Raw genomic sequence first — 26,218 nt, 5'->3', positions numbered from 1 at the left:
GTGCCACCAGTGCGCCGCCAGCAGTTCGGCCACCAGCGGCTCCACCAGCAGGCTCACGTCCGGATCGGAGTCGCCCGGATAGCGCACGGTCAGCTCCGCCCCCGGCACGCGCTCGCGTCCGGGGGTGGGGCCCACCGCCACGAACGCGCCCCGCAACTGCCCCAGGTGCTCGGCGAACCTCTCGTCGTAGGCCGACCCCGCGAACAACAGCGCCCGGTAGTCCGTCACCGCCGCCAGGTACCGGTCGGTGTGCGACCACTCCCCGGTCTCGCACGCGTGCGCCACCCGCACCGGCCCTCCGCGCAGCGTCCGCGCCCCCTGCCAGGCCGACGCCACACGCTCGGCCGGAGCCACCAGGTGCACGCCGTGCGGCGACTCCAGCGCCCGGGCGGCCTCGGGCACCCACCCCGGCGCGCTCTCCAACAGCGACGTCGTCGCGTTCGCCACACGGCGCAACAGCCCCGGGAAGTTCTGACTGCTCCCCGACACCGGCGCTCCCAGACGATGCCCCAACAGCAGGAGCAGGGCCAACGCGTGCTGGTAGGCGCGACACCCCAGACCGCTCGCCTCCTCGCCCGCGTGCAGCGGAACCAGCAGGTCCGCCTGACGCCCCACCACCGCGTCCACGGACGGGGCCAGCACGATCACCGGCGACCGCGCCACGTAACGGTCCAGGGCCGTGTACAGCTCGCGCTGCCCGCCGCCCAGACTCACCGCGACCACCAGCGTCTCCGGGCCCGCGGGCGGCTCCTCCGCCGACGAGGAGAAGTCCGCGCTCGCCGCGATCCCCGCACGGCGCAGCCGCGCCGCCGCCACCCCACAGGCGTGCCGCGCCGCACCCAACCCGAGGAAGCGCACCGCCGCGGGCTCGTCCTCCAACAGGGCGGGCAGCGCCGCGTAGGGGTCCCACCGGGGGAAGCGGTCGGCGAGCCGGACCAGCGCGTCGGGCTTGCCCGCGAGGTCGAGGGACAGGGACTCGGCTGTCACGAAACCCCCAGGAGGCGAGGAAGGAGCGGCGACGGTACGGACGCACGAACTCTAGGACATCTCCCACGTGTTCCTCTCCCTCCCCTCCGACAGGCACCACCCGGTGCGGGACGCTCCACAGGCGGCCATAACCTGGACGGCATGAGCGTCACCAGCCTCGCCCCGGAGATCGCTGCCCGCCTCAAGCGGAACCCGGACGGCCTCGTCCCCGCCGTCGTGCAGCAGCACGACACCGGGGAGGTACTCATGCTCGCCTGGATGGACGACGAGGCACTGCACCGCACCCTCACCACCGGCGCCGCCACCTACTGGTCGCGCAGCCGCGGCGAGTACTGGGTCAAGGGCGCCACCTCCGGCAACACCCAGCGTGTGGTGTCGGTCGCACTCGACTGTGACGGGGACACCCTCCTGGTCCGGGTCGACCAGAACGGCGCCGCCTGCCACACCGGTGACCGCACCTGCTTCGACGCCGGGAGACTCCTGTGAGTTCCTCCACGTCCACGGCCCGCGTGCGCCGCGAGTACGGCCTGGCCATGCTCGTCCTGGTCGCCGGGGCCGCACTGCTGCTCGCCGCGGGCGGGCGCCAGTGGGTGACCGGCCAGCTCACCGCGCCGGGACCGGTCGAACCCGTACCCGTCACCCTCACCGGAACCGACCTCACCGGCGCCCTGAGCGGTCTCGGCTGGGCCGGCCTGGCCGGGATCGCTGGCCTGTACGCCACCCGGGGATGGGCCCGCCGCGTGGTCGGCCTCCTCGTCGCCGCGGGCGGCGCGGCGGCCCTCGACGCCGTCTGGGGCGCCACCCGCCCCGACGCCCTCCTGAGGGCCATGGTCGAGAACACCACCGACGTCGCCGGGACCGCCGAGGTGGCCGCCGATCCCCACCTGTCGGCCCTCGGCCCCGCCCTGGCCGTGGCCGGCGCCCTGCTCCTGGTCGGGGTCGGGCTCCTCGCGACGGTACGAGCCCCTGCCTGGCCAGGTATGGGCACCCGGTACGATCGGGACGCCGCACCGCGCGCGAACCGGGCCGAGACACCCTCCGACCTGTGGAGATCGCTGGACGCCGGTGACGACCCCACACTCGACGCCCCAGGAGGCGCCACGTCCTCGGACGCCGAGGGCCCCGGCGGCGCCGCACAAGCCCCGCTGGCAGCACGCCCAGCCGAACCGAAGGAGAACACCTGATGGCCGACGAACACCACGACGACCACGGAAACACCGTTTCCGCCTGGTTCCTCACCGGCTCCTGGATCGTGGCGTGGAGCGTGGCGGCCACCGCCATCGTCCTGGGCGGCTCCCTGCTGATGTGGACCGGCATCGCCCTCGGCGCCAGCGTCGTGCTCGCGGTGATCGCCGGGGTCATGAAGAAGGCCGGTCTGGGCCGCAAGGAGCCCCGTCCCGTGCCGCTCACCCGCGAGGAGTGGGAGGCCGGCCGCAAGGCCGCGACCCAGGCCGAGCCCGCGGCCGCCGAGCCCGCCCCCGCCCTGGACCCCGACGCCGAGTCGGCCAAGGCCTGAGCCTCCTCCGCATCACGGAAAACACCCAGCTCACAACAAGTGAGTCACAGAAAATGGACGAAGGTCCCACAGGGCGGGTAGATTCTCCCCACCGGCCACGACTGCCGCGTTGGCTCGGTTCGGTGGGAGTCTCACCGATCTGGCATGATCCGTTGCTGCCCGCGGTGTATGCGAGCCGGTGATCCAACCCTGCCCCATGTTGGGCCGGTGTGTTTTCCGTGCGCCGCGTAAATCCCTTGTCCTCTTCCTGAAAGTTGCACCGAGCATGAGTTACGGTCCCCCGCCCCCTGGTAACCCCGGCCCGCCCCCCGGAGGCTACGGTCCTCCCAGCGGCGGTTACGGCGCTCCCGGCGGCGGTTACGGCGGCGCTCCCAGCAGCCCCCCGCCGGACAACGGCCTCGTCTGGGCCATCGTCGCCATCTTCTGCTGCTGGCCCTTCGCCATCCCCGGCATCATCAACGCCACCAAGGTCAACGACCTGTGGAACCGCGGTGACCAGGCCGGAGCGATGGAGGCCCAGGCCCAGGCCAAGAAGTGGACCAAGATCGCCTTCATCTGCGGTGGCATCCTGTGGGTGCTGCTCATCGGCTTCTACGTCCTGCTCTTCCTCATCGGTCTCGGCGCCGCGGCCAGCACGCCGGCGTACTACTAAGCGGGTGGGGCCCCAGCCCCGCCGCGCCCATCCGCCCCCGAGCACCCCGGTGCTCGGGGGCACACTTTTCGTCAGCCCCGAGCCCTAAGCTGGTCACGTGTACCCACAGCACGAAGAGCCGTCCCAGAGCCCGCCCCCCGCGCCCCCGACCGCGCCCTCCCTCAAAGAGCGGACCAGACGCCGGATCGAGTCCCTGCACCCGGCCGTGTGGCCCCTGGGCCTGGGCGTTCTGGGCCTTGCGGGAGCCACCCTCCTGCACTTCGTGGACCCCAACGAGCCCGGGCACTACCCCACCTGCCCCTGGCTGTTGATCACCGGCACGTTCTGCCCCGGCTGCGGGAGCATGCGCGCGATCGCCCTGATCACCCGGGGTGAGTTCCTCGCCTCCATCAGCATGAACCCCCTGCTGTGGCTGCTGCTGCCCTACATCGCCTGGTCCTACGGACGCTGGCTCCTGCACTCCGTCCGGCCGCCCAGGAGATATCCCAAACTGACCCCGGGCTGGTTCCTGTGGGGCATGCTCATCGTCATCATGGCGCACTGGGTCCTGCGCAACCTGCCCTGGTTCTCCTTCCTGGCCCCCGAGACACCCCTCTTCCCCGGGTGGTAGATCACGACCGGGGCGGATCTCCTGCGGTCTGAGCCGACGGCGTCCTCACGAGATCCAGGACCACACGACACAACAGATTCCGGAGAACGCTCCGCATGAGCTACGACTCCCCTCCCCCCGGCAACTACGGCCCCCCGCCGCCTGGTGGTTACGGTCATTCTGGCGCCTACGGGCCGCCGGGCGGATACGGCTACAACCCCCAGCCGCCGGGCGAACCACCGAAGAACCACCTGGTGCTCAACATCCTGGGCATCATCTCCTGCATGCCGGTGATCGGCATCGTCGGCCTGGTCTTCGCGATCATGGTCAGGAGTCAGTGGATGAGCGGCGACTACCACGGCGCCCAGTCCTCGGCGCGCCTCGCCAAGATCCTGGGCATCATCGGCACGGTCCTCTTCGTCCCCGTCGCCCTCTACGTCCTCTTCATGATCACGGGCGTCATCATGGTCATCGTGACGGAGACCTGAGTCCCCGGAGCGTGACAGCCGTCCCACCCGCCGAAGAACACACGGAGCCGGGCGGGACGGCGCCCCTCCTCCCGGGGTGGTGACCGTGGGCCGCCCACCGGGCCCGACGGCGACGACGCCCACGACAACCCACCCCTTCAGCGGAAAGCGAGCCGGACATGAGCTACGACCCCCAACCGCCCGGCGGATACGGATACGGCCCGTACGGCGGGCCGCCGCCCAGCGGGCCTCCCAAGAACTACCTGGTGCACAACATCCTGGGCATCTTCGGCTGCACCGTGGTCGGGATCATCGGCCTGATCTTCGCCCTCCAGGTCAACAGCAAGTGGGAGATGGGCGACTACGCCGGAGCCGAGTCCTCCGCCCAGACCGCCAGGATCCTGGGCATCATCGGCCTGGTCGGCTTCATCCTCATGATCGTCTTCGCCGTGCTCTACGTGCTCTTCTTCGTGATCATGTTCGGCACGATCTTCGCGACCATGCCGTAGCCCGCCGCCCGGTGTGTCGGGACGACACACCGGGGAAGCGGGCCCCGCGGCGCCCCGCCCCGCCCGACGAACACCCGCAGACGGGTGGGGCGAAGGCCCCCCGGTCCCCACGGGTGGATACGATGACCAGCAACACGGTGCGGCGGCGGTGTTCTTCCGTCCCGCCGCCTGACGCGCCCGCCCCACGGGCCGCCACCGTGACCGGACCACTTTCACGAGGGAGCAGTAACTGGTGAGCGTGCTCGACGAGATCCTCGACGGAGTACGCGCTGACCTGGCGCGGCGGCAGGAGGACCTGCCCCTGGACCGCCTCAAGGCACAGGCCGCGTCGGCGCCCACCCCGCAGGACGCCGAAGCCGCACTGCGGCGCCCGGGCGTGCACGTCATCGCCGAGGTCAAGCGGGCCAGCCCCTCCAAGGGCCCCCTCGCCTCCATCGCCGACCCCGCCGTCCTGGCCCGCGACTACGAGGCGGGCGGCGCCACCCTGATCAGCGTCCTCACCGAGCAGCGCCGCTTCAAGGGCAGCCTCGCCGACCTGCGGGCCGTCCACCAGGCCGTCGACACCCCGCTGCTGCGCAAGGACTTCGTGGTCAGCTCCTACCAGCTGTGGGAGGCCCGCGTCTTCGGCGCCTCCGCCGTCCTGCTCATCGTCGCGGCACTGTCCCAGGAGGCCCTGGTCTCCCTGGTCGAGCGTGCCCGCTCGCTGGGCCTCATGCCGCTGGTGGAGGTCCACGACGAGGAGGAGGTCTCCCGCGCCCTCGACGCCGGGGCCACCGTCATCGGCGTCAACGCGCGCAACCTCAAGACCCTGGAGGTGGACCGGGACACCTTCTCCCGGCTCGCCCCCCTCATCCCCTCCGACATCGTCAGAATCGCCGAGTCCGGGGTCCGGGGCCCGCACGACCTGCTGGCCTACGCCGGCGCCGGAGCAGGCGCCGTCCTCGTCGGTGAGAGCCTCGTCCGCGGTCGGAACCCGCGCGAGGCCGTCGCCGACCTGGTGACCGCCGGAGCACACCCCGCCCTGCGCGACCGGAACTAGGGGAGAGCACGTGAGGGACCGGACGCAGGCACCGACGGCCGCGGTGGGGACACCCCCCGGCCGCGGACGTCGATGGCCCTAGGGAGCCCGCGGGCGTGAGCCGCGGGTTCCCGACGCCGCGTCGACCCCAGACGAGAACGCGCCGCCGGAACCGTGTGGCGCACAGACGGTCGGCGCGCGGACCCCGCGGCGCGAGGGCCGCGGGGAACCCCGCGTCCGGCCCTTCCCAGGAGAGCTTCCATGAGCCACGACCAACCACTGCCCGACCCGCACGGGCACTACGGCCGCTTCGGCGGCCGCTTCGCACCCGAGGCACTCATCGCCGCGCTCGACGAGGTCGAGTCCGAGTGGGACAAGGCCAAACAGGACCCCCAGTTCCAGGCCGAACTCGCCGACCTGCTCAGGGACTACACCGGGCGCCCCAGCGCCCTGAGCGAGGCCCGCAACTTCTCCGGGCACTGCGGCGGCGCCCGCGTCCTGCTCAAGCGCGAGGACCTCAACCACACCGGATCGCACAAGATCAACAACGTGCTCGGCCAGGCCCTGCTCACCCGCCGCATGGGCAAGACCCGCGTCATCGCCGAGACCGGCGCCGGACAGCACGGCGTGGCCACCGCCACCGCCTGCGCCCTCCTCGGCCTGGACTGCGTGATCTACATGGGCGAGGAGGACACCCAGCGCCAGGCGCTCAACGTCGCCCGCATGCGGATGCTCGGCGCCGAGGTCGTCCCCGTCACCATCGGCAGCCGCACCCTCAAGGACGCCATCAACGAGGCGTTCCGCGACTGGGTCGCCAACGTCGACCACACCCACTACCTGTTCGGCACCGTCGCCGGTCCGCACCCCTTCCCCAAACTCGTGCGCGACCTGCACTTCGTCGTCGGTGAGGAGGCCCGCGCGCAGGTCCTGGACCGCGTCGGCAGGCTCCCCGACGCGGTCGCCGCCTGCGTGGGCGGCGGCTCCAACGCCATGGCGATCTTCGCGGCCTTCATCCCCGACGAGGACGTGGCCCTGTACGGGTTCGAGGCCGGGGGAGAGGGCGCCCAGACCACCCGCACCGCCGCCTCCATCACCGCGGGCAGCCCCGGCGTCTTCCACGGCGCGCGCACCTTCGTGCTCCAGGACGAGTACGGGCAGACCCTGCCCAGCCACTCCATCTCCGCCGGACTCGACTACCCGGCGGTCGGCCCCGAGCACGCCCACCTCGCCGACACCGGCCGCGCCACCTACGAGCCGGTCACCGACGCCGAGGCCATGGAGGCCTTCCGGCTGCTGTGCCGCACCGAGGGCATCATCCCGGCCATCGAGAGCGCGCACGCCCTGGCGGGCGCCCGCAGGCTGGGCGAACGCCTCGGCCCCGAAGCCGTCATCCTGGTGAACCTCTCCGGGCGCGGCGACAAGGACGTTGACACCGCGGCCGCCTACTTCGGCCTCGTGGACCCGGAGGGACAGGCGTGACGACCGCCACCGCACTACAGAACACACTGACCGCGGCCCGCGAGGCCGGACGGGCCGCCCTGATCGGCTACCTGCCCGCCGGGTTCCCCGACGTGGAGTCCTCCATCCGGGTCATCGAGGCCATGGTCGAGGGGGGCTGCGACGTCATCGAGGTCGGCCTGCCCTACTCCGACCCCATGATGGACGGCCCCACCATCCAGCGGGCCGCCGACAGGGCCCTGGCGGCCGGGACCACCACCGACGACGTGTTCCGCGTGGTCGAGGCCACCGCCGCCACCGGCGCCGCCGCCGTGGTCATGTCCTACTGGAACCCGATCGAGCGCTACGGCGTCGAGCGCTTCGCCGCCGCCCTGGCCAAGGCGGGCGGCGCGGGGGTGATCACCCCCGACCTCATCCCCGAGGAGTCCGAGGAGTGGACGGCCGCGTCCCGGGCCTCCGGACTCGACCGGGTCTTCCTGGTCGCTCCCTCCTCCACGGACCGGAGGCTGGCCCTGACCACCCAGGCGTGCAGCGGCTTCGTGTACGCGGCCTCGCTCATGGGTGTGACCGGCACACGCGCGCAGGTCTCCGACACCGCCGCCGTGCTGGTGCGACGCACCCGCGAGGTCACCCGGGACTCCGGGCTCCCCGTCTGCGTGGGCCTGGGCATCTCCACCGGCGCCCAGGCCGCCGAGGTGGCCTCCTACGCCGACGGGGTGATCGTCGGCGCCGGGTTCTGCCAGCGGGTCCTGGACGCACCCGACCTGGAGACCGGGCTCGTCGCGGTCCGCTCCTTCGCCCAGGAACTGGCGGAGGGGGTGCGCTCGGGCCGCGCCTGAACGACCACGGGCACCCCGGGCAGCCGGGGATACCCACAGCACGAAAGGGAGGCCGTCCTCGGGGCGGCCTCCCTTTCTCGTGGGATCGGTCACCCGGACGGGACCCGGCGGTCCCACGCCGTTCAAGGGAATGGTTAAGGCGGTGAGAATCCGGTGAGAGAGCCCCCGAGAACCCTCACGACGCTCCCGTGACCAGGTACCCCTGAAGGTGGCGGTGGTGCCCGCGGTCCGGGCGCGTCGGCCGCTGCGCCCGAAACCCCGGACGCAGCGTCACGCACTCGCCACAACCAGTAGGATCTGACGCGACACGAAGGGCGACGAGTGCATCACCCAAAGAAGTCACGGGCCCTCTCCCCCGCAGGAGGAGGCGTCCGTCCCACGTGTCCGACGTCCGCCCTCGCCAGCACCAGCCGACATCCGGGGAGGTGACCCGTTGGCCGCGTTCCGCACAGGACGGCGGGCCCACCGGGCCGTGCCTCCCCACCCGCCCGCGTGGGAATTCGTTCCGCGTACCGGGGCTCACCCCCGCCGGGCGGCGGTGCACGGAAACGGCGACCACGTCCCGGGAACTCCGCACGCCCCGGTGACGACTCCATGGACGAACCCGCGTCCGCCCCTGTACGCGGACGGCGACGCCCACACCACACGGAAGGAGGCCGGGGCTCCCACTCCCGACCGAAGGCGGGACGTATCCGCCCCCACACCAGATGATCCGCCCCCTCTCCCCGAAGGCCGCAGTGATGGACACACCCGACCGAACGCCCGCCCCCCGATCGCGCTGGGAGGCCCTCCAACCCTGGCTCACCCTCGCCTGCCGCGTCGGGCTGGCCGCCGTCCTGATCTTCGCCGCCGTCTCCAAGTTCCCCCCGGCCCTGTCCATCCAGGCCGTCGAGGCCTACGACCTCTTCCCGACCGACATCGCGCGGTTCATCGGCTACACCCTCCCCCTGTTCGAGCTCGCCCTGGCCGTCCTGCTCCTGGCCGGACTCGCCACCCGCTACGTCGGCGCCGTCAGCGCGCTGCTCATGATCGCCTTCATCGCCGGGATCGTCTCGGCCATGGCACGCGGCCTGAGCATCGACTGCGGCTGCTTCGGCGGCGGGGGACAGGTCGACCCGGAGGAGACCACGTACGGGCTCTCCATCGCCCGCGACATCCTCTTCGCCGCCCTGGGCGGCTTCGTCGCGATCTGGCCCCGTTCGCCCCTCGCCCTCGACCGCGCCCTCGGACTGTTCCGGTGACCCCGGACCAGGGCACGACCGACCGTATCCAGCAGTGAGAAACAGAGGAAAGCATGGGGAGTGAAGCGCGCAGGCGCTCCCGCGAGAAGCTCAGGGAACAGCGGGAGAAGGAGAAGCGGTCGGCACAACGCAGGAAGACCCTCCTCGTCGTGGGCGCCGCCGTCGTGGTGGTCCTGCTCGTCGTCGGCATCGGCTACGCCATCCTGACCGCCGACCGGCGCAGCGGCGAGTACGAGGGGGCCCTGGCGCCGACGACCCTCCAGCAGGACGGCAGCGTCGTCATGGCACGGGAAGGCGTGGAGGCACCCGTCGTCGAGGTCTACGTCGACTACCAGTGCCCCGCCTGCCGCCAGTTCGAACTCCTCAACAGCGGCGTCCTCAAGGAGAACGCCGCCCAGGGCGAGGCCATCGTCCACTACCGGCCGGTGAGCATCTTCGCGCAACAGCCCGTCCCCGTCAGCAGCAACTCGCTGCGCGCCGGGGCGGCGGCCCGCGCCGCCGCCGACCACGACCGGTTCGTCCAGTACACCGACATCCTCTTCCAGAACCAGCCCACCGAGCGGACCGTCGGCTTCACCGTCGACGAGCTCAAGGAGTGGTTCGCCGAGACCGACCCCACCGAGGGCCAGCAGGAGGAGTTCAACCAGCGAGTGGACGAGGAGGCCGCCGTGGTCACCCGCTTCACCGAGGAGTACCTGCCCGCCCTCACCGAGGACGCCATGGCGCAGGTCGGCCAGGAGACCCTCGGCACCATGGTCCTGACCGACCTCATCGCCTGGGGCGACGAGCACGGCCACGACTCCTCGTTCCTGGAGGGAACGTACACGGGCCAGATCATCGAGGCCACCGGGAACGCCTACACTCGCTACAGCGGAGACAACGCCTTCCGCGGAACTCCCTCCGTGTACATCAACGGTGAGTTGCTCGACAACAACACCGCCATGACCTCCCAGGGCCTGGACGAGGCGATCCACTCGGCCGAACCCGGCGAGGTCGACACCCAGCCCATGGGTGACGGGGGTGGCGCGGAGTAACACCCTGAAGACACCCCCGCACGCGGGGCGAACCCGAGAGCAGACCAGTGACATTGTCGTCGACAGCTTCCGAGGGCGCGGTCGAGTTCGGCCGTGCCCTCGCGGCCTTCCCCAGTCCGCAGGTCAACTCCATCCCCATCGGGCCCCTGGAGATCCACTTCTACGCGCTGTGCATCCTCACCGGTGTCATCGTCGCGGTCGTCTGGAGTGAGCGCCGCTGGGCCGCCATGGGCGGTGAGAAGGGCACCATCATGGACATGGCCGTGTGGGCCGTGATCCTGGGCCTGATCGGTGGCCGCCTCTACCACGTCATCAGCGACGCACAGCTGTACTTCGCCGAGGGACGCGAACCCATCCGCGCCCTGTTCATCTGGGAGGGCGGCCTCGGCATCTGGGGAGCCGTCCCCATGGGCGCCCTGGGCGTGTGGCTGGTGGCCCGCAAGCGCGGGCTGTCCATGTCCAAGCTCTCCTTCGCCATCGCCCCCACCATCCCCCTGGCCCAGGCCATCGGCCGCTGGGGCAACTACTTCAACCAGGAGCTGTTCGGCAGGCCCACCGACCTGCCCTGGGCCGTGGAGATCAACCCCTACCCGAACGGCGCCCTGCGCCCGGGCATGGAGTTCGGCGTCAGCACCTACCACCCCACCTTCCTCTACGAGTCCCTGTGGTGCCTGGCCCTGGCCGTCTTCCTGGCGTGGGTCGGACGCCGCTACGAGCGCTCCCTCCAGGGCGGCCGACTGTTCGCCCTCTACGTCATGGGCTACTGCGTCGGCCGGTTCTGGATCGAGTACCTGCGCGTGGACCCCGCCAACGACTTCCTGGGCATGCGCCTGAACAACTGGACCTCCATCCTGGTCTTCCTCGGGGCCCTGGCCTACTTCCTGTGGGCGGGCCGCCGCATCGACTCCTTCTCCACCGCAGTCGCCCCGCACGGCCGCGACGCCGGGACGCAGGTGTTCGGTCCCACAACCGATGGTGAGACCGGCGACGACAGCACCGTCTACAGCGCCCTGGACAGCGAGGAGTCGGTGGTCGGATCGCAAAGGTCCAGCTCACAGGAGGCGGGCACGGAATACCACCCGCGTCCTGAGCGATCTAGTAGCGAGGGCTCGACCGACAGGGACGCCGGTGACACGGGAACCGAACCCGGGACGAAGCCCGAGTAGACACGGGGAAGCCACGTGGACCGGCCGTGTCCGGACACGGATCTGGGCGTACCCCGTACCTTCCGAGCAGACCACGGGTTGACGATTGAGAAAGACCGTGAGCAGAGCTGAGTCCGGTTACGGCCGCAGGGGCCGACGTGCCCGACGGGCCCACACAGAGGAGCACGCCGACGACTACGGCCAGAGCGGGGGCCAGGACGGCTACGACCCCGAGGAGGACTTCTCCGCGGAGTACGGCCACACCCGCCCCGCCGACGGCCACGTCGACGAGGACGCGTACGCCGACGACACGTACGACGACGAGTACGACGAGTACGGCGACCAGTCCGAGGACGACCAGGGCGCCGGATCCGGCCGCTCCCCGCGCCGCGGGAAGGGCCGCCGCGGCCGTAGGGCGGGCCCCTCACGCCGCAGGGCGGCCTCGGGCGGCAGGCGCACGGCGCCCACAGGGGTGGACAAGGTCTCGGCCTTCTCCGCCTCCGCGATCAAGAGGGTGTCGGTCCTGGGTGACCGGCCCAACCAGATCGTGTACACCCTCGCCGAGCAGAGCAAGCGCAAGCGCGGCACCGCCGTGCTGGGCGCACTGCTCGGGGCGTTCAGCATCGCCCTGATCGCCCTCCTGGGCCTGCTGTCCTACCAGCTCTTCGCCGCGCCCGGCGGCACCGTCGCGGGCGGGGACGAGTCCATCGTGGCCCCGCCCGAGGGCCACAGCACCCTCACCCCGGAGCTGTACCTGTCCGAGCCCAACCGCGAGGACGTGTTCGGCCCCATCGAGGAGCGTCCCGAGGGCGCCGAGCCGATGACCGAGGAGGCCGTGTTCGAGCCGGTCAAGGAGATCGGCCTGGAGGACATGAACCTCGAACTGCGTGAGGGATCGGTCACCGACTCCTGCACCTCCCTGGTGTGGGGCGAGGACCTGGCCCAGAGCCTGATCGACGCCAACTGCATCAACGCCGCCACGGGTGTGTACACCGACGCCGACGAGCAGTACGTCGCGCAGTTCACCCTGTTCGACCTGGCCAACGCCGAGGAGGCCGCCGAGGTCGAGCGTGCCCTGGACCCGACCAACGCCGAGAGCGGCGCCGGGTTCCTGCTCACCCAGACCGGTGAGGAGATCCCCGGACTGGAGGACGGATACAGCCAGGCCACCTCCCAGGTCATGGGCCACTACCTGGCCGTGTTCTGGGTGGCCGACACCGAGGGCTCCCCGCCCGGGGACGACACCGACATGGCGACCCTGAGCGTGGCCTCCATGAACGCGGCGCGCTACGTCTACGAGGAGGTCGTGGCATCGGGCCAGGCGTCGGACCAGGCATCGGAGCAGGCGAAGGAGTAACCTGTCCCCGCCTGTCGGACGCCCCGATAGGATCTGCGACAGACCGCCCCGCGGTCACACGAGGCGCGGCACAGCCCGGCCTCACACCCCCGAACACACCGGTCCGGCCCGCGCACGCGCGGGCCGGACCGCATCCGAGGAAAGGACCACTGGGTGTCCCCTTCCGAATCGCCGGCACCCGGCCCCGAGGGGCGCCGGAGGAAGAACAGTGAGTCCGACGCCGCATCCGAGGGCCGCTCCTCCCGGACGGGCGGACGCCGCAGGGCCGGAGGGCGTAGGAAGAAGGAAGCCAAACGCCGCGGCCCCCTCATCGCCGTCGTCGCCGGAGCGCTGGTCGTGGCGCTGGTCGCCCTCGGCGTGGTGCTCTACATGGAGCTCGGCCAGGGCGGGGACGGTGAGCAGGCCGCGCCCCGGACCCGGCCCGCCGTGTACGTCGTCCGCGACACCGGCAGCATGAACGAGGTGCTCGTCACCCGTGAGACCGACAGCCGCCCCCTCAACGAGGGTGAGCTGTTCGGGGACAACAACACCGAGATCTCCAGCCAGAGCATCGACTTCACCCTGCGCGACTCGAACCTGACCGAGGACTGCTCCGCCGCCGTGTGGGGCGAGCCGATCCGGAGCGCACTGACCGAGGCCGACTGCACCCAGGCCGGACGCGCCACCTACCTCTCCGACACCTACTTCGGCGTCGTGGCCGTGTTCAACCTGGCCGACGTCGAGGGCAGCAGGGCCGTGGCCGCCTCCATGGCCGCGCCCGAGGGCGCGGAGGGCGAGGCGGAGGCGGCCGAGGCCGGGCAGGGCCCCGGTTTCGTCCTGTCCCCCTCCGGAGCCGAGCCCTTCGACCGCATGGGCAGCGGTTACAGCGCCAGCGACGCGATCGTCAGCGGCCACTACCTGGTCGTGGTGTGGGTCCAGCCCACCGACTCCGAGTCGGTGGACGACAGGGTCAGCCTCTCCGCCCCGCTCGTGGCGTTGGCCAACTTCCGCGACCCGCTCTACCGGCGCATGGTGCAGTTCGACACCTCCGACGGCGGGACCGAGGGCACCACCGGGGACGGCACGGGCCAGGGCGGTACCGGGACCACCGGCACCGACGGGACGGGCACGACCGGAGACGGGACCGGGACGGGCACCACCGGCGAGGGCGCCGGGACCGGCACGACCGGTGGAGGCACGGGTACCGGTACCACCGGAGGCGCTGGCACCACCGGTACCACTGGCACCGGCTGACCCTCCCCGCGCACGTGGGGCGGTTGTCCACAGGCGGAAGCCGGGGCCTGGCGGCGGGCGGGAAGGCCGGTCACACTGGATTCGGGGGCGCACGGAGCGCCCGTGAGCGGCGCGGACACCCCCGAAACCGAGCCTGGTTCGCTCGCCGGGTGCCGCGTCAGCAACACTCCCTCCCTGTGGACGCCCCCCGCCTCGCGCACGCGGGGAAGCAGGACACAGGCCGTGCCGGGGAGCCGCCGACACCGGGGCCACCTCAGGCCGGGGAGGCCTCCACCGCGGTGAGAAGGTCGGCGGCCACCCGCCGCAGTTCCCGGAAACGGTGTTCGGGCAGGTCCAACAGACTGTGCCCGGGCACCCACCCCGGTGCCGCGGCCACCGCGTGGCGCGCGGTGCGCTTGTTCACCGGGTTCCCCGTCCGCCCCGACACCTCCACCAACCCCGCCCGCAGGGTCGCGGTGAGCCTGCCGTGCGCCCTCTCCTGCGCGTACCGCACCAATCGGTCCACCGCCGCCTCGGGCTCCGGACGCCGGGACAGCCGCACCGCCGTCAGGCCCGGCGCCCCGAACCCGCGCAGGAACCGCACCGCGAAACGCGGCTCGACCAGGGCCCGGAACCCGCGCTGCCCCGCCTCGTCACGCACACACTCCGCTGAGGAGGGCACCAGCACGTACACGGTCTCCGCGGTGGCGGCCAGGGCGGCCCGCGCCGCCAGCCGCTCCCACCCCCCGGTGAGGTTGACCACCGCGCACCCCCCACCCGGAACGGGGGCCTCCATCCAGGTGGACAGGCGCACCCGCCCCGACTCGGTCGCCCCGCGCGGCCACGCGCCCACCAGGGTCGGCTCCCGCCCCTCCCCGGACTCCTCGACCACCCGGTCGAGCACGGCACGGGCCCGGTCGGCGTCCAGCCCGCCCCGGGCCTCCCGGGCGTTCACCCCCTGGCTGTACACGCGCGCCGCCTCACCCGAGGGCGCGGGCAGGGACCGCGCGAGCGGGCGCAGCACGTACAGGTCCGAGGCGGCGCCGATCGACTCGGCCCCGTGGTAGCGGTTGAAGTCCGGCCACACCGCCTCCACCAGCAGATCCATCCGCACCAGCCGCGCCTGCGTCGACGCGGCCAACCGCGGGGTCGTCTCACTGGCGCCGTAGGCCACCAGCACCCGCCCCCGCCGGGGATCGTCCATCCCCTCCACACCGCGCCGCACGAACAGCTCCACCCCGTCCGGCGTGTAGGGGGGATCGGTGAAGACCACGTCCGCGCACCCGCGCACCGCGGACGGCAGCCCCAGCCGCAGGTCCGCCGCGTGCGTGCGCACCGCCAGCCCCAGTCCGGCCGCCAGCGCGTCGATGTGGGACAGGACGCGCTCGTCGATGTCCACGACCTCCACACGGGCGTCCGGGCACACCAGGGCCAGCGCGACCGAGGTCAGGTCGTGGTCGCCCACGCACAGCAGGGTGCGCTCGCGCAGGTCGAAACGGACGGACAGCAGCAGCGCCCGGCGCAGCGCCGTCTCGGCGGTCGCCGTGACGTGGTCCAGGTCCAGGTCCGAGGCGGGCCCCTCCGACACCGCGCGCGTCAACTCCGCCAGGGCACGGGTGTACCGGGGGAGCAGGTGGGCCACCGGATCGGCCAGGTCCTCCCGGGCCGCACCCGCGTAGTCCTCCGGCCGGACCAGGCGCGCCCGCCCGTCCTCGCCGACCAGCAGCTCACCGGCCTCGGACAGGGCTTCCACCAGCGAGGACACCAGCGCGTACGCCACACCGCTGCCGCGCACCAGATCGTTCGCGCCCCACCAGCGCCCGTCCGAGAGCAGCGCCAGCACACGGCGCAACCGGGGGGCGTCCACCCCGTGGCCGCGCAACAGCGCGGACGCGGGCTCGGGCGGTGACGGAGGGTTCTCGGCGGAACCGGTGCCACGGTCGGGGAGACCGTCCGGGACGGGAGGAGTCGGGTGCATGCACCGATCGTCCCACGCCGGGCGGGGTCCCCCGGGGTCCTCCGCCACCCCACACGGGTCGGTGCGGCCCCGGTCGGGGACGGTCCGGAGGCGATGAGGGACATGTCACGTGGTGACCGGGCCGACCGTCCCTTGGGGGCGGGCTCAACACCGGGGTAATGTGAGCGGGCGGCGCGTTGCGTCCGCATGTCCGAAGCGGGTACCACCGGTTTCCGAGACCGAGTTCATACCGCTTTGGGAGGTTTAACGGGGTTCCCTCGTGGAAGAACCGGCTAGGCCAGCTCTCATCGGGACCCACCCGCGAGAGACCGTGCCCCACGCGCGGCACGGCCCGGGGCCATGGCGCACCGCAGCGCCACAGGGTCTGGACCTGCGATTACCGTCGCGGCCGGACCAGCATGTATACAGGGAACCCGCCCGTCACGGGTGTCCCCACCCGCCACCGGCGACCACGAGGACGTGGCCGCACCACGGAGGTGGGCACGGAGCCCGACGACGGCAACCGCCGCACCACGCGGCGCACAACTCCATCCGCACGCAGCAGGGCCAACGTCGTCCCGGATGCGCTTTTCACAAAGCCGACGAAAGACGACAGGAGGGTAGATGCCTGCTGGCCAGGTGCGGCGTTCGTCCGTCCGAACGAACCCGGAGACCACTTCCCAGGGCCTGTACGACCCCGCCTTCGAGCACGACGCCTGCGGTGTGGGCTTCGTCGCCGACCTCACCGGACGTCGAAGCCACGCGATCGTCGAGCAGGCACTCACCGTGCTCCGCAACCTCGACCACCGCGGCGCCTCCGGCGCCGACCCCGACGACGGCGACGGCGCGGGCATCCTCACCCAGGTACCGCACGAGCTCTACGCCGAGGTCTGCGACTTCCCGCTCCCCGAAGCGGGCGCCTACGCCACCGGCATCGGCTTCCTCCCCGCCGACGCGGCCGAGCGCGCCGCCGCCGTGGAGCGCATCAACGCCATCGTCGCCGACGAGGGCATGACCCTCCTCGGCTGGCGCGAACTCCCCTTCGAACCCCAGTACAGCGGCCCCGCCGCCCGCCAGGCCATGCCCTACTTCGGGCAGCTGTTCATCACCGGCCGCGAGGGCACCGCCACCGAGGGCCTGACCGGCATCGAGCTGGAGCGCCACGCCTACTGCGTCCGCAAGCGCGCCGAGCACGAGACCGACGTCTACTTCCCGAGCCTGTCCCCGCGCACCATCGCCTACAAGGGCATGCTCACCACCCCGCAGCTGGAGCCGTTCTTCCCCGACCTGTCCGACCGGCGCTACACCTCCGGCCTGGCCCTGGTCCACTCCCGCTTCTCCACCAACACGTTCCCGTCCTGGCCGCTCGCCCACCCGTTCCGCTACGTCGCGCACAACGGCGAGATCAACACCGTCAAGGGCAACCGGAACATGATGCGGGCGCGCGAGGCCAAGCTCGCCAGCGACCTCATCCCCGGCGATCTCGACCGGATCTTCCCGATCGTCGACCCCGACGACTCCGACACCGCCTCCTTCGACGACGCCCTGGAACTGCTCCACCTGGGCGGACGCTCCCTGCCGCACGCGGTGCTCATGATGATCCCCGAGCCCTGGGAGAACCACACCGAGATGGACCCGGCCGTCCGGGCCTTCTACGAGTACCACTCCACGCTCATGGAGCCCTGGGACGGCCCCGCCTCGGTGTCCTTCACCGACGGCACCCTCGTCGGCGCGGTCCTGGACCGCAACGGCCTGCGCCCCGGCCGCTACTGGGTCACCGAGGACGGCTTCGTCGTCCTGGCCAGCGAGGCCGGAGTCCTGGACATCGACCCCGCCACCGTCGTGCGCAAGGGCCGGCTCCAGCCCGGACGCATCTTCGTCGTCGACACCGCCCAGGGCCGCATCATCGAGGACGAGGAGGTCAAGGCCGAACTCGCCGCCGAACACCCCTACCAGGAGTGGATCGACTCCGGCGTCCTGCGCCTGGCCGACCTGCCCGACGCCCAGCCCACCCCGGTCACCGAACTCAACCTCGCCCAGCAGGTGTTCGGCTACACCGAGGAGGAGCTGCGGGTCATCCTCACCCCCATGGCACGCACCGGCGCCGAACCCATCGGCTCCATGGGCACCGACACCCCGGTCGCCGCGCTCTCCGAGCGCTCCCGCCAGCTCTTCGACTACTTCTCGCAGAACTTCGCCCAGGTCACCAACCCGCCCCTGGACGCCATCCGCGAGGAGATGGTCACCAGCCTGGCCACCCTCCTGGGCGCCGAGCACAACATCCTCGACGCCGCCCCCGGAGACACCCAGCGCCTCGTCCTGCCCACCCCGGTCGTCGACCAGGCCGAACTGGCCGCCATCGTCGCCGCGGGCGAGGACAACCCCGCGCTGAGGACCTTCACCGTCGACGGCACCTACCCCGTCGACGGCGGCGGCGACGCCCTGTCCGCCCGCCTGGAGCAGATCAACACCGAGGTCTCCGCCGCGATCGCCGACGGCGCCCACATCCTCGTCCTCAGCGACCGCCGCGCCGACGCCGACCGCGCGCCCATCCCGTCGCTGCTGCTCACCGGATCCGTCCACCACCACCTCGTCCGCGAGAAGACCCGCACCGAGGTCGGCCTCCTCGTCGAGGCCGCCGACGCCCGCGAGTGCCACCACATCGCCCTGCTCATCGGCTACGGCGCCTCCGCCGTCAACCCGTACCTGGCGCTGGCCACCGTCCGCGACCTGGTCGAGGGCGGCCGCCTCGGCGGCGTCGACGCCGACCAGGCCGTCCGCAACACCGTCAAGGCGTTCGGCAAGGGCGTCCTGAAGATCATGTCCAAGATCGGCGTGTCCACGGTCAGCTCCTACACCGGCGCCCAGATCTTCGAGGCCCTCGGCCTGGGCCAGGACGTCATCGACCGCTGCTTCACCGGCACCACCTCCCGCCTGGGCGGCGTCGGCTTCGACGTCCTCGCCGAGGAGGTCGCCATCCGCCACCGCCGCGCCCACACCACCAACCCCAGCGCCCACCGGCGCCTGGAGGTCGGCGGCGAGTACCAGTGGCGCCGCGAGGGCGAACCCCACCTGTTCAACCCCGAGACGATCTTCAAGCTCCAGCACTCCACCCGCACACGCAGGTACGAGATCTTCAAGGAGTACACCTCCAAGGTCGACGACCAGGCCGAGAAGCTCATGACCCTGCGCGGCCTCTTCCGCATGAAGGAGGGCGTGCGCGAGCCCGTGCCGATCGAGGAGGTCGAACCGGTCTCGGAGATCGTCAAGCGCTTCTCCACCGGCGCCATGTCCTACGGCTCCATCTCCGCCGAGGCCCACCAGACCCTCGCCATCGCGATGAACCGCCTCGGCGGCAAGTCCAACACCGGCGAGGGCGGCGAGGACCCCGACCGCTTCACCCCGGACGCCAACGGGGACCTGCGGCGCAGCGCCATCAAGCAGGTCGCCTCCGGCCGCTTCGGCGTCACCTCGCACTACCTCAGCAACGCCGACGACATCCAGATCAAGATGGCCCAGGGCGCCAAGCCCGGCGAGGGCGGCCAGCTGCCCGGCCACAAGGTCTACCCGTGGGTCGCCCAGACCCGCCACTCCACCCCCGGCGTCGGGCTCATCTCCCCGCCGCCGCACCACGACATCTACTCCATCGAGGACCTCGCCCAGCTCATCCACGACCTCAAGAACGCCAATCCGTCCGCACGGGTCCACGTCAAGCTGGTCTCCGAGGCGGGCGTGGGCACCGTCGCCGCCGGCGTGTCCAAGGCCCACGCCGACGTCGTCCTCATCTCCGGCCACGACGGAGGCACCGGCGCCTCGCCGCTGACCTCCCTCAAGCACGCGGGCACCCCCTGGGAGCTCGGCCTCGCCGAAACCCAGCAGACCCTGCTGCTCAACGGCCTGCGCGACCGCATCGTCGTCCAGGCCGACGGCCAGATGAAGACCGGACGCGACGTCGTCATCGCCGCCCTGCTCGGCGCCGAGGAGTACGGTTTCGCCACCGCGCCCCTCGTCGTCTCCGGTTGCGTCATGATGCGCGTGTGCCATTTGGACACCTGCCCCGTCGGCGTCGCCACCCAGAACCCCACCCTGCGTGAGCGGTACTCCGGCCAGGCCGACCACGTGGTGAACTTCTTCGAGTTCATCGCCCAGGAGGTCCGCGAGTACCTCGCCCAGCTCGGCTTCCGCAGCCTGGACGAGGCCATCGGCTCCGTCGACCTGCTCGACACCACCGAGGCCGTCACCCACTGGAAGGCACAGGGCCTCAACCTGTCGCCGATCCTGCACGAGGTCGAACCGTGGGCGGGCGACCACCGCACCCAGCAGCGCACGCAGGACCACGGTCTGGAGAAGGCCCTGGACAACACCCTCATCCAGCTCAGCGAGGGCGCCCTGGACTTCGGCCAGCCCGTCAACCTCGAACTGCCCGTACGCAACGTCAACCGCACCGTCGGCACCATGCTCGGCCACGAGGTCACCAAGCGCTACGGCGCCGACGGCCTGCCCGACAACACCGTCGACATCTCCTTCACCGGATCCGCGGGCCAGTCCTTCGGCGCCTTCGTCCCCAGGGGCATCACCCTGCGCCTGTCCGGCGACGCCAACGACTACGTCGGCAAGGGCCTCTCCGGCGGACGCGTCATCGTACGCCCCGCCAACGAGTCCCAGCTCGTCGCCGAGGACCACATCATCGCCGGAAACGTCATCGGCTACGGCGCCACCTCCGGCGAGATCCTCCTACGCGGCGTCGTCGGCGAACGCTTCTGCGTCCGCAACTCCGGCGCCACCGCCGTCGTCGAGGGCATCGGCGACCACGGCTGCGAGTACATGACCGGCGGCCGCGCCGTCGTCCTCGGCCGCACCGGACGCAACTTCGCCGCGGGCATGTCCGGAGGCATCGCCTACGTCCTGGACCTGGACCACGAGCGCGTCAACACCGAGATGGTCGAGATCGAGGCCCTCACCGACGAGGACCGCGCGTTCCTCACCGACGTCCTCACCCGCCACCACGCCGAGACCGGGTCCGCGGTCGCCGAACGGCTCCTGGCCGACGGCGACACCGGACTGGCCCGGATCGCCAAGGTCATGCCGCGCGACTACAAGCGCGTCCTACTCGCCCAGGCCGAGGCCGAACGCGAGGGCCGCGACGTCAACGAGGCCGTCATGGCCTCCGCGCAGTCCTGAGCGTCAGCGAACACGAGAGGAGGAAGAACACATGGCTGACCCCAAGGGTTTCCTGAAGATCACCGAACGCGAACTGCCCCAGCACCGGCCCGTCGACGTGCGTATCCAGGACTGGCGCGAGGTCTACGAGGACTTCGACCGGGGAACCGTCACCAAGCAGGCCTCGCGCTGCATGGACTGCGGCATCCCCTTCTGCCACAACGGCTGCCCGCTCGGCAACCTCATCCCCGAGTGGAACGCCCTCGTCCACGACCACGACTGGGCCGAGGCGATCGAACGCCTGCACGCCACCAACAACTTCCCGGAGTTCACCGGCAGGCTCTGCCCCGCCCCGTGCGAGTCCGCGTGCGTGCTCGGCATCAACCAGCCCGCCGTCACCATCAAGAACGTCGAGGTCTCCATCATCGACCGCGCGTGGGAGGAGGGCTGGGTCAAGCCCCTGCCCCCCACCACCCGCACCGGCAAGAAGGTGGCCGTCGTCGGCTCCGGACCCGCCGGACTCGCCGCCGCACAGCAGCTCACCCGCGCCGGACACGACGTCACCGTCTACGAACGCGCCGACCGCGTCGGCGGCCTGCTCCGCTACGGCATCCCCGAGTTCAAGATGGAGAAGCGGCACATCGACCGCCGCCTCGCCCAGATGACCGCCGAGGGCACCACCTTCCGCACCGGCGTCAACGTCGGCGTCGACATCACCGCCGAGCAGCTGCGCGCCGACNGGCGGCGCCACCGCGTGGCGCGACCTGCCCGCCACGGGCCGCGAACTCGGCGGCATCCACCAGGCCATGGAGTACCTGCCCCTGGCCAACCGGGTGCAGGAGGGCGACTACGACACACCCGCCATCAGCGCCCGGGGCAAGCACGTCGTCGTCATCGGCGGCGGCGACACCGGCGCCGACTGCGTGGGCACCGCCCACCGCCAGGGCGCCGCGTCGGTCACCCAGCTGGAGATCATGCCCAAGCCGCCCACCACGCGGCCCGAGAACCAGCCCTGGCCGACCATGCCCATGCTCTACAAGGTCACCAGCGCGCACGAGGAGGGCGGCAAGCGGATCTACTCCGTCAACACCGTCGAGTTCCTCGGCGACGACGACGGCAACGTCCGCGCCCTGAAGCTGGTCGAGGTCAGGCGCACCGACAGGGGCTTCGAACCCGTCGAGGGCACCGAACGCGAGATCCCCGCCGAACTCGTCACCCTCGCCATGGGCTTCGTCGGCCCCCAGAAGGAGGGCATGCTCGACCAGCTCGGCGTGGAACTGGACGGACGCGGCAACGTCGTGCGCGACGCCGACTACCACACCACCGTCGACGGCGTGTTCTGCGCCGGGGACATGGGCCGCGGCCAGTCACTGATCGTCTGGGCCATCGCCGAGGGCCGCTCCGCCGCCGCCGGGGCGGACCGCTACCTCACCCAGGACAGCGCCCTGCCGGTCGCCATCCCGCCGACCGAGCGCCCGCTCGTCTAGACGGCCACACGGCACCCAAGCGCCGGGCACGGGGTTCCCCCCGTGCCCGGCGCTTCGTCTACCGCCACGAACTCCGGAGAGAACACCGAGGCACCGCGACGTACCCCCGCGGGAACGCCCCACGCGGCGGCGCGGACGGTCACGCGGCCGACCGCACCACCCCCGGCCACCCACGCGGGAAACGACCCCGCCCCCCACACGCGTCGGGCGCGCGGGGACGGTCGTCCACAGCCCCGAAGACGCACTGGCCCGGCGGGGGAGCCGCGGGAATACTGGAAAGCAGGGAGATCCACCACCCAGGAGGCCAGACGATGATCTACCGGCTCCTCGCCGACACCGCCATGATCGTGCACCTGGCCTTCCTCGCCTACGTCACCCTCGGCGGCTTCCTCGCCTGGCGCTGGCCACGCCTCATCTGGCCCCACGTCGCCTGCGCCCTCTACGGCCTCGGCATCACCCTCATCGGCTGGCCCTGCCCCCTCACCTTCGTGGAGAACTGGGCCCGCCAACGCGCGGGGGAGAACGGCCTCCCCGCCAGCGGCTTCATCGACCACTACCTCACCGGCGTCGTCTACCCCGCCGAACACCTGCTCACGATCCAACTCGCCGTCGCCGCCGTCGTCCTCGTCTCCTGGACCGGCCACCTCCTCCTCACCCGAAGACGCAGACGCCACACCCTTCCGGACCGCGCGTAAAGATCGCGAATGGATTGGCCCGCCACCCCTGCAACCGCCCCGGACACGGACGTACCGTCGAAGACATGACCGTTGTGACCTGGGACTCCCTTCGCGCCGCCGAGCACTTCACCATGCGGAACGCCCGGCTCATCGACCGGCACCGGTTCGCCCACCTGTTCCAGAACGGATCCACCGAACCGATCCGCTCCGCCCTCTCCGCCTACCGCAACCTCGACGGCGGCTACGGCAACGGACTCGACCCCGACCTGCGCGGACACTCCAGCCAACCCGTCGCCACCAAGATCGCCCTCCGCTACCTCGACGACCTCGGCCCCGTCCCCATCAGCCTCGGCACCGGCATCTGCCGCTACCTCACCACCGTCACCAACCCCGACGGTGGCCTGCCCCCCGTCCGCCCCAACGTCCGCCACACCGAATCCGCACCCTGGTGGCAGCACCGCGACGACTTCACCAGCGACCTCGGCCTCACCGCACTCATCGCCGGATACCTCCACAAACACAACATCAGCCATCCCTGGCGCGACAACGCCACCGCCTACTGCTGGAAACGCCTCAGCAGCCTGCACTGGACCAACCCGCACGAAGCCATCGGCGTCTGCACCTTCCTCCAGCACGTCCCCGACCGTCAACGCGCCATCGACACCATCAACCGCCTCCACCCCATGATCCGCGCCGTCCTCGACACCCACCCCACACCCGACCCCCGAAAGCACGTCCACACCCCGCTCGACCTGGCCACCGACCCCGGACACATCGCCAGGCCCCTGTTCACCGACGCCGAGATCCAGCGCAACCTCGACTGCTTCGAACGCACCCAACGCCCCGACGGCGGCTGGGACGCCACCTGGCAGCCCTGGGACACCGCGGCCACCCTCGAACGCGAGGGCATGCGCACCATCCAGCGCCTGCGCGTACTCAGCGCCTACGGCCGCGTCAACGCCTACCTCCCCCCGCCCCGCCACGACCGCTGACCCCGCCCACAGCGAGGAGCACGACCGGCCACAGAGGGAGAAAAACAAAAAGGCAAGGAGCTAAATTCTCTCCTTGCCACTTTTAATATATAGCACACCCCGGGGCTTGCGGCAAGACCCCCGTTATGCCGCAGAATCGTCAACCGAAGCCAGCGCCTGACGAAACCAGGAATTCGCGGAACACGTGTGCCCAGGCCGACATATGTCCCACGCAGGACCGGACCACAGTGGGAACCACGGGCAACCAGCGCGAAACAGCTGGCCCCAACACGACCCAGCCCAACGGGGGAACCATGACCGACGTGATCGTGGTCGGCGGCGGACCGACCGGTCTGATGCTGGCCAGCGAACTGCGACTGCACGGCGTCCACACGCTCGTACTGGAGAAGGAGACCGAACCCACCCCACACGTCCGCGCCCTCGGCCTGCACGTACGCAGCATCGAGATCATGGACCAGCGCGGACTCCTCGAACGCTTCCTCGCGCACGGCCAGCAGTTCAGAGTCGGCGGCTTCTTCGCCGGCCTCGGCAGAACCTGGCCCGACCTGGACAGCGCGCACGGCTACGTCCTCGGAATCCCGCAGACCCTCACCGAACGCCTGCTCAACGAACACGCCACCGAACTCGGCACCGAAATCCAGCGCGGCCGCACACTGGTCGGACTACACCAGGACGACCACGGAGTAACCGCCGAACTGGACGACGGCACACAACTGCGCTCCCGCTACCTCGTCGGCTGCGACGGCGGACGCAGCACCGTACGCAAACTCCTCGGCGTCGAATTCCCCGGCGAACCCGCCACAACCGAAACACTCCTCGGAGAGGTGGAACTCACCGAGGACCCCGAGACGATCGCCGCCACCGTCGCCGAAGTCCGAAAGACCCAACTCCGCTTCGGCGCCGGACCCCTCGGAGACGGCGTGTACCGCGTCGTCGTACCCGCCGACGGAGTCACCGGGGACCGCACCACCCAACCCACCCTCGACGAGGTCAGACGCCAACTGCGCACGTTCGCCGGAACCGACTTCGGCGCCCACTCACCCCGCTGGCTCTCCCGCTTCGGCGACGCCACCCGACTGGCCGAACGCTACCGGGTCGACCGGGTACTCCTCGCGGGCGACGCGGCGCACATCCACCCGCCGACCGGCGGCCAGGGACTCAACCTCGGCATCCAGGACGCCTTCAACCTCGGCTGGAAACTCGCCGCCCAGGCCAACGGCTGGGCACCAGACGAACTCCTGGACACCTACCACACCGAACGCCACCCGGTCGCCGCCGAGGTCCTGGACAACACCCGCGCCCAGATGCACCTCATGTCCACCGAACCCGGCCCCCAGGCAGTACGCCGACTCGTGTCGGAACTGATGGACCTCGAGGAGGTCAACCGCCACCTCATCGAGAAGATCACCGCGATCGGCGTCCGCTACGACCTCGGCGGGGGACACCCCCTGCTCGGCACACGCATGCGCGACCTGGAACTGAAACGGGGCCGCCTCTACGAACAGACACACGACGGCCGAGGACTCCTCCTCGACCAGACCGGCCAACTCTCCACGACCGGCTGGACCGACCGCGTCGACCACGTCGTCGACACCAGCGAGGAACTGGACGCACCCGCCGTACTCCTACGACCCGACGGCCACGTCGCATGGGTCGGCGACGACCAACAGGACCTGCTCCACCACCTGCCCGCCTGGTTCGGCGCCCCCACCGCCTGAACCCACGACCGCGACCCGAACGGGGCCCTGACCCACCCGTCCCAACGGCCGTCCATCGGCCACGACACCGGCCAGGGCCCCCGCCCCACCCCCCGACACGACCGAACACAGCCCCACTCCTCCCACACGAAACGGAAGCCACAGCGTCACCCAGCGCAACGAAACATCACCCAGGGTGTCCGCTGTTCGACTTCCCGCAGCCC

At 71.3% G+C, this 26,218-nt stretch carries 21 protein-coding genes and 1 pseudogene; 20 read left to right on the top strand and 2 right to left on the bottom strand.

Features of this window, described 5'->3' with window-relative positions:
- The coding region (locus D455_RS0125855; RefSeq protein WP_017573564.1) for a phosphoheptose isomerase family protein at positions 1-987 on the bottom strand (987 nt) is incomplete at its 3' end.
- Between the two features lie 141 nt (positions 988-1,128).
- Here D455_RS0125855 and hisI point away from each other — a divergent pair.
- The 15 genes from hisI (at position 1,129) to D455_RS0125780 (ending at position 14,045) form a co-directional block, all read left to right on the top strand.
- Positions 1,129-1,473, top strand: a complete 345-nt coding sequence (gene hisI / locus D455_RS0125850) for a phosphoribosyl-AMP cyclohydrolase (RefSeq protein ID WP_017573563.1) — start codon at positions 1,129-1,131, stop codon at positions 1,471-1,473.
- A gap of 47 nt (positions 1,474-1,520) precedes the next feature.
- Positions 1,521-2,171, top strand: a complete 651-nt coding sequence (locus D455_RS0125845) for a Trp biosynthesis-associated membrane protein (RefSeq protein ID WP_051064709.1) — start codon at positions 1,521-1,523, stop codon at positions 2,169-2,171.
- Complete coding sequence (locus D455_RS0125840) at positions 2,171-2,503, top strand: HGxxPAAW family protein (RefSeq protein ID WP_017573561.1); 333 nt, start codon at positions 2,171-2,173, stop codon at positions 2,501-2,503. Before D455_RS0125845 ends, D455_RS0125840 begins: the two co-directional genes overlap by 1 nt.
- Before the next feature lie 265 nt (positions 2,504-2,768).
- The gene (locus tag D455_RS0125835; RefSeq protein WP_017573560.1) at positions 2,769-3,155 is read left to right on the top strand and encodes a CD225/dispanin family protein; all 387 of its coding nucleotides are present in this window, start codon (positions 2,769-2,771) and stop codon (positions 3,153-3,155) included.
- 97 nt (positions 3,156-3,252) lie between these two features.
- A complete protein-coding gene (locus tag D455_RS0125830; RefSeq protein WP_083922451.1) occupies positions 3,253-3,765 on the top strand; it encodes a DUF2752 domain-containing protein in 513 nt (170 codons plus the stop codon).
- A 95-nt stretch (positions 3,766-3,860) separates the two neighbouring features.
- Positions 3,861-4,232 carry a CD225/dispanin family protein gene (locus D455_RS0125825; protein ID WP_026122981.1) on the top strand — a complete coding sequence of 124 codons (372 nt, stop codon included), beginning with the start codon at positions 3,861-3,863 and terminating at the stop codon, positions 4,230-4,232.
- Between the two features lie 158 nt (positions 4,233-4,390).
- The gene (locus D455_RS0125820; RefSeq protein WP_017573557.1) at positions 4,391-4,720 is read left to right on the top strand and encodes a CD225/dispanin family protein; all 330 of its coding nucleotides are present in this window, start codon (positions 4,391-4,393) and stop codon (positions 4,718-4,720) included.
- Between the two features lie 232 nt (positions 4,721-4,952).
- Positions 4,953-5,759, top strand: a complete 807-nt coding sequence (gene trpC, locus D455_RS0125815) for an indole-3-glycerol phosphate synthase TrpC (protein ID WP_017573556.1) — start codon at positions 4,953-4,955, stop codon at positions 5,757-5,759.
- Positions 5,760-5,999: 240 nt separating this feature from the next.
- Positions 6,000-7,217, top strand: coding sequence for a tryptophan synthase subunit beta (trpB, locus tag D455_RS0125810; RefSeq protein ID WP_017573555.1), 1,218 nt, complete (start codon positions 6,000-6,002; stop codon positions 7,215-7,217).
- Positions 7,214-8,035 (top strand): tryptophan synthase subunit alpha, encoded by an 822-nt coding sequence (trpA, locus tag D455_RS0125805; protein ID WP_017573554.1) that lies wholly within the window; start codon positions 7,214-7,216, stop codon positions 8,033-8,035. Before trpB ends, trpA begins: the two co-directional genes overlap by 4 nt.
- Before the next feature lie 740 nt (positions 8,036-8,775).
- Positions 8,776-9,276, top strand: a complete 501-nt coding sequence (locus D455_RS0125800; RefSeq protein WP_017573553.1) for a MauE/DoxX family redox-associated membrane protein — start codon at positions 8,776-8,778, stop codon at positions 9,274-9,276.
- 53 nt (positions 9,277-9,329) lie between these two features.
- The gene (locus D455_RS0125795; RefSeq protein WP_017573552.1) at positions 9,330-10,310 is read left to right on the top strand and encodes a DsbA family protein; all 981 of its coding nucleotides are present in this window, start codon (positions 9,330-9,332) and stop codon (positions 10,308-10,310) included.
- Positions 10,311-10,363: 53 nt separating this feature from the next.
- The gene (gene lgt, locus D455_RS0125790; protein ID WP_017573551.1) at positions 10,364-11,476 is read left to right on the top strand and encodes a prolipoprotein diacylglyceryl transferase; all 1,113 of its coding nucleotides are present in this window, start codon (positions 10,364-10,366) and stop codon (positions 11,474-11,476) included.
- A gap of 97 nt (positions 11,477-11,573) precedes the next feature.
- Positions 11,574-12,812, top strand: a complete 1,239-nt coding sequence (locus D455_RS0125785) for a hypothetical protein (RefSeq protein ID WP_017573550.1) — start codon at positions 11,574-11,576, stop codon at positions 12,810-12,812.
- Positions 12,813-12,965: 153 nt separating this feature from the next.
- The gene (locus D455_RS0125780) at positions 12,966-14,045 is read left to right on the top strand and encodes a hypothetical protein (protein ID WP_017573549.1); all 1,080 of its coding nucleotides are present in this window, start codon (positions 12,966-12,968) and stop codon (positions 14,043-14,045) included.
- 253 nt (positions 14,046-14,298) lie between these two features.
- On the opposite strand, the gene D455_RS0125775 is transcribed toward D455_RS0125780, so the two are convergent.
- Positions 14,299-16,002, bottom strand: a complete 1,704-nt coding sequence (locus tag D455_RS0125775; RefSeq protein ID WP_017573548.1) for a bis-aminopropyl spermidine synthase family protein — start codon at positions 16,000-16,002, stop codon at positions 14,299-14,301.
- A gap of 603 nt (positions 16,003-16,605) precedes the next feature.
- Between D455_RS0125775 and gltB the strand changes: the two genes are divergently transcribed.
- From gltB to rox, 5 genes and pseudogenes are all read left to right on the top strand, one after another.
- Positions 16,606-21,162: a glutamate synthase large subunit gene (gene gltB / locus D455_RS0125770; RefSeq protein WP_026122980.1), complete on the top strand. Its 4,557-nt coding sequence runs from the start codon at positions 16,606-16,608 to the stop codon at positions 21,160-21,162.
- A gap of 31 nt (positions 21,163-21,193) precedes the next feature.
- Positions 21,194-22,628 (top strand): annotated as a pseudogene (locus D455_RS31705) (glutamate synthase subunit beta).
- A 311-nt stretch (positions 22,629-22,939) separates the two neighbouring features.
- Positions 22,940-23,323, top strand: a complete 384-nt coding sequence (locus D455_RS0125760) for a DUF2784 domain-containing protein (protein ID WP_017573543.1) — start codon at positions 22,940-22,942, stop codon at positions 23,321-23,323.
- A gap of 74 nt (positions 23,324-23,397) precedes the next feature.
- Complete coding sequence (locus D455_RS0125755; RefSeq protein WP_017573542.1) at positions 23,398-24,297, top strand: prenyltransferase; 900 nt, start codon at positions 23,398-23,400, stop codon at positions 24,295-24,297.
- A 293-nt stretch (positions 24,298-24,590) separates the two neighbouring features.
- The gene (gene rox, locus D455_RS0125750; protein WP_017573541.1) at positions 24,591-26,015 is read left to right on the top strand and encodes a rifampin monooxygenase; all 1,425 of its coding nucleotides are present in this window, start codon (positions 24,591-24,593) and stop codon (positions 26,013-26,015) included.
- The last annotated feature ends 203 nt before the right edge of the window (positions 26,016-26,218 follow it).

The sequence above is a fragment of the Nocardiopsis halotolerans DSM 44410 genome, from assembly GCF_000341065.1.
GTDB lineage: Bacteria > Actinomycetota > Actinomycetes > Streptosporangiales > Streptosporangiaceae > Nocardiopsis > Nocardiopsis halotolerans.
The sequence above is the reverse complement of the archived record's forward strand: the minus strand, read 5'-3'. Positions and strand labels throughout refer to the sequence as shown.

Excerpts from the sequence above, each read along its gene's own strand:
- D455_RS0125845 (WP_051064709.1), top strand. The coding sequence starts at position 1,521 with ATGCTCGTCCTGGTCGCCGGGGCCGCACTGCTGCTCGCCGCGGGCGGG.
- D455_RS0125795 (WP_017573552.1), top strand. The coding sequence starts at position 9,330 with ATGGGGAGTGAAGCGCGCAGGCGCTCCCGCGAGAAGCTCAGGGAACAG.
- D455_RS0125835 (WP_017573560.1), top strand. The coding sequence starts at position 2,769 with ATGAGTTACGGTCCCCCGCCCCCTGGTAACCCCGGCCCGCCCCCCGGA.
- gltB (WP_026122980.1), top strand. The coding sequence starts at position 16,606 with ATGCCTGCTGGCCAGGTGCGGCGTTCGTCCGTCCGAACGAACCCGGAG.
- rox (WP_017573541.1), top strand. The coding sequence starts at position 24,591 with ATGACCGACGTGATCGTGGTCGGCGGCGGACCGACCGGTCTGATGCTG.
- hisI (WP_017573563.1), top strand. The coding sequence starts at position 1,129 with ATGAGCGTCACCAGCCTCGCCCCGGAGATCGCTGCCCGCCTCAAGCGG.
- D455_RS0125825 (WP_026122981.1), top strand. The coding sequence starts at position 3,861 with ATGAGCTACGACTCCCCTCCCCCCGGCAACTACGGCCCCCCGCCGCCT.
- trpB (WP_017573555.1), top strand. The coding sequence starts at position 6,000 with ATGAGCCACGACCAACCACTGCCCGACCCGCACGGGCACTACGGCCGC.
- D455_RS0125775 (WP_017573548.1), bottom strand. The coding sequence starts at position 16,002 with ATGCACCCGACTCCTCCCGTCCCGGACGGTCTCCCCGACCGTGGCACC.
- D455_RS0125840 (WP_017573561.1), top strand. The coding sequence starts at position 2,171 with ATGGCCGACGAACACCACGACGACCACGGAAACACCGTTTCCGCCTGG.
- D455_RS0125800 (WP_017573553.1), top strand. The coding sequence starts at position 8,776 with ATGGACACACCCGACCGAACGCCCGCCCCCCGATCGCGCTGGGAGGCC.
- D455_RS0125760 (WP_017573543.1), top strand. The coding sequence starts at position 22,940 with ATGATCTACCGGCTCCTCGCCGACACCGCCATGATCGTGCACCTGGCC.
- D455_RS0125820 (WP_017573557.1), top strand. The coding sequence starts at position 4,391 with ATGAGCTACGACCCCCAACCGCCCGGCGGATACGGATACGGCCCGTAC.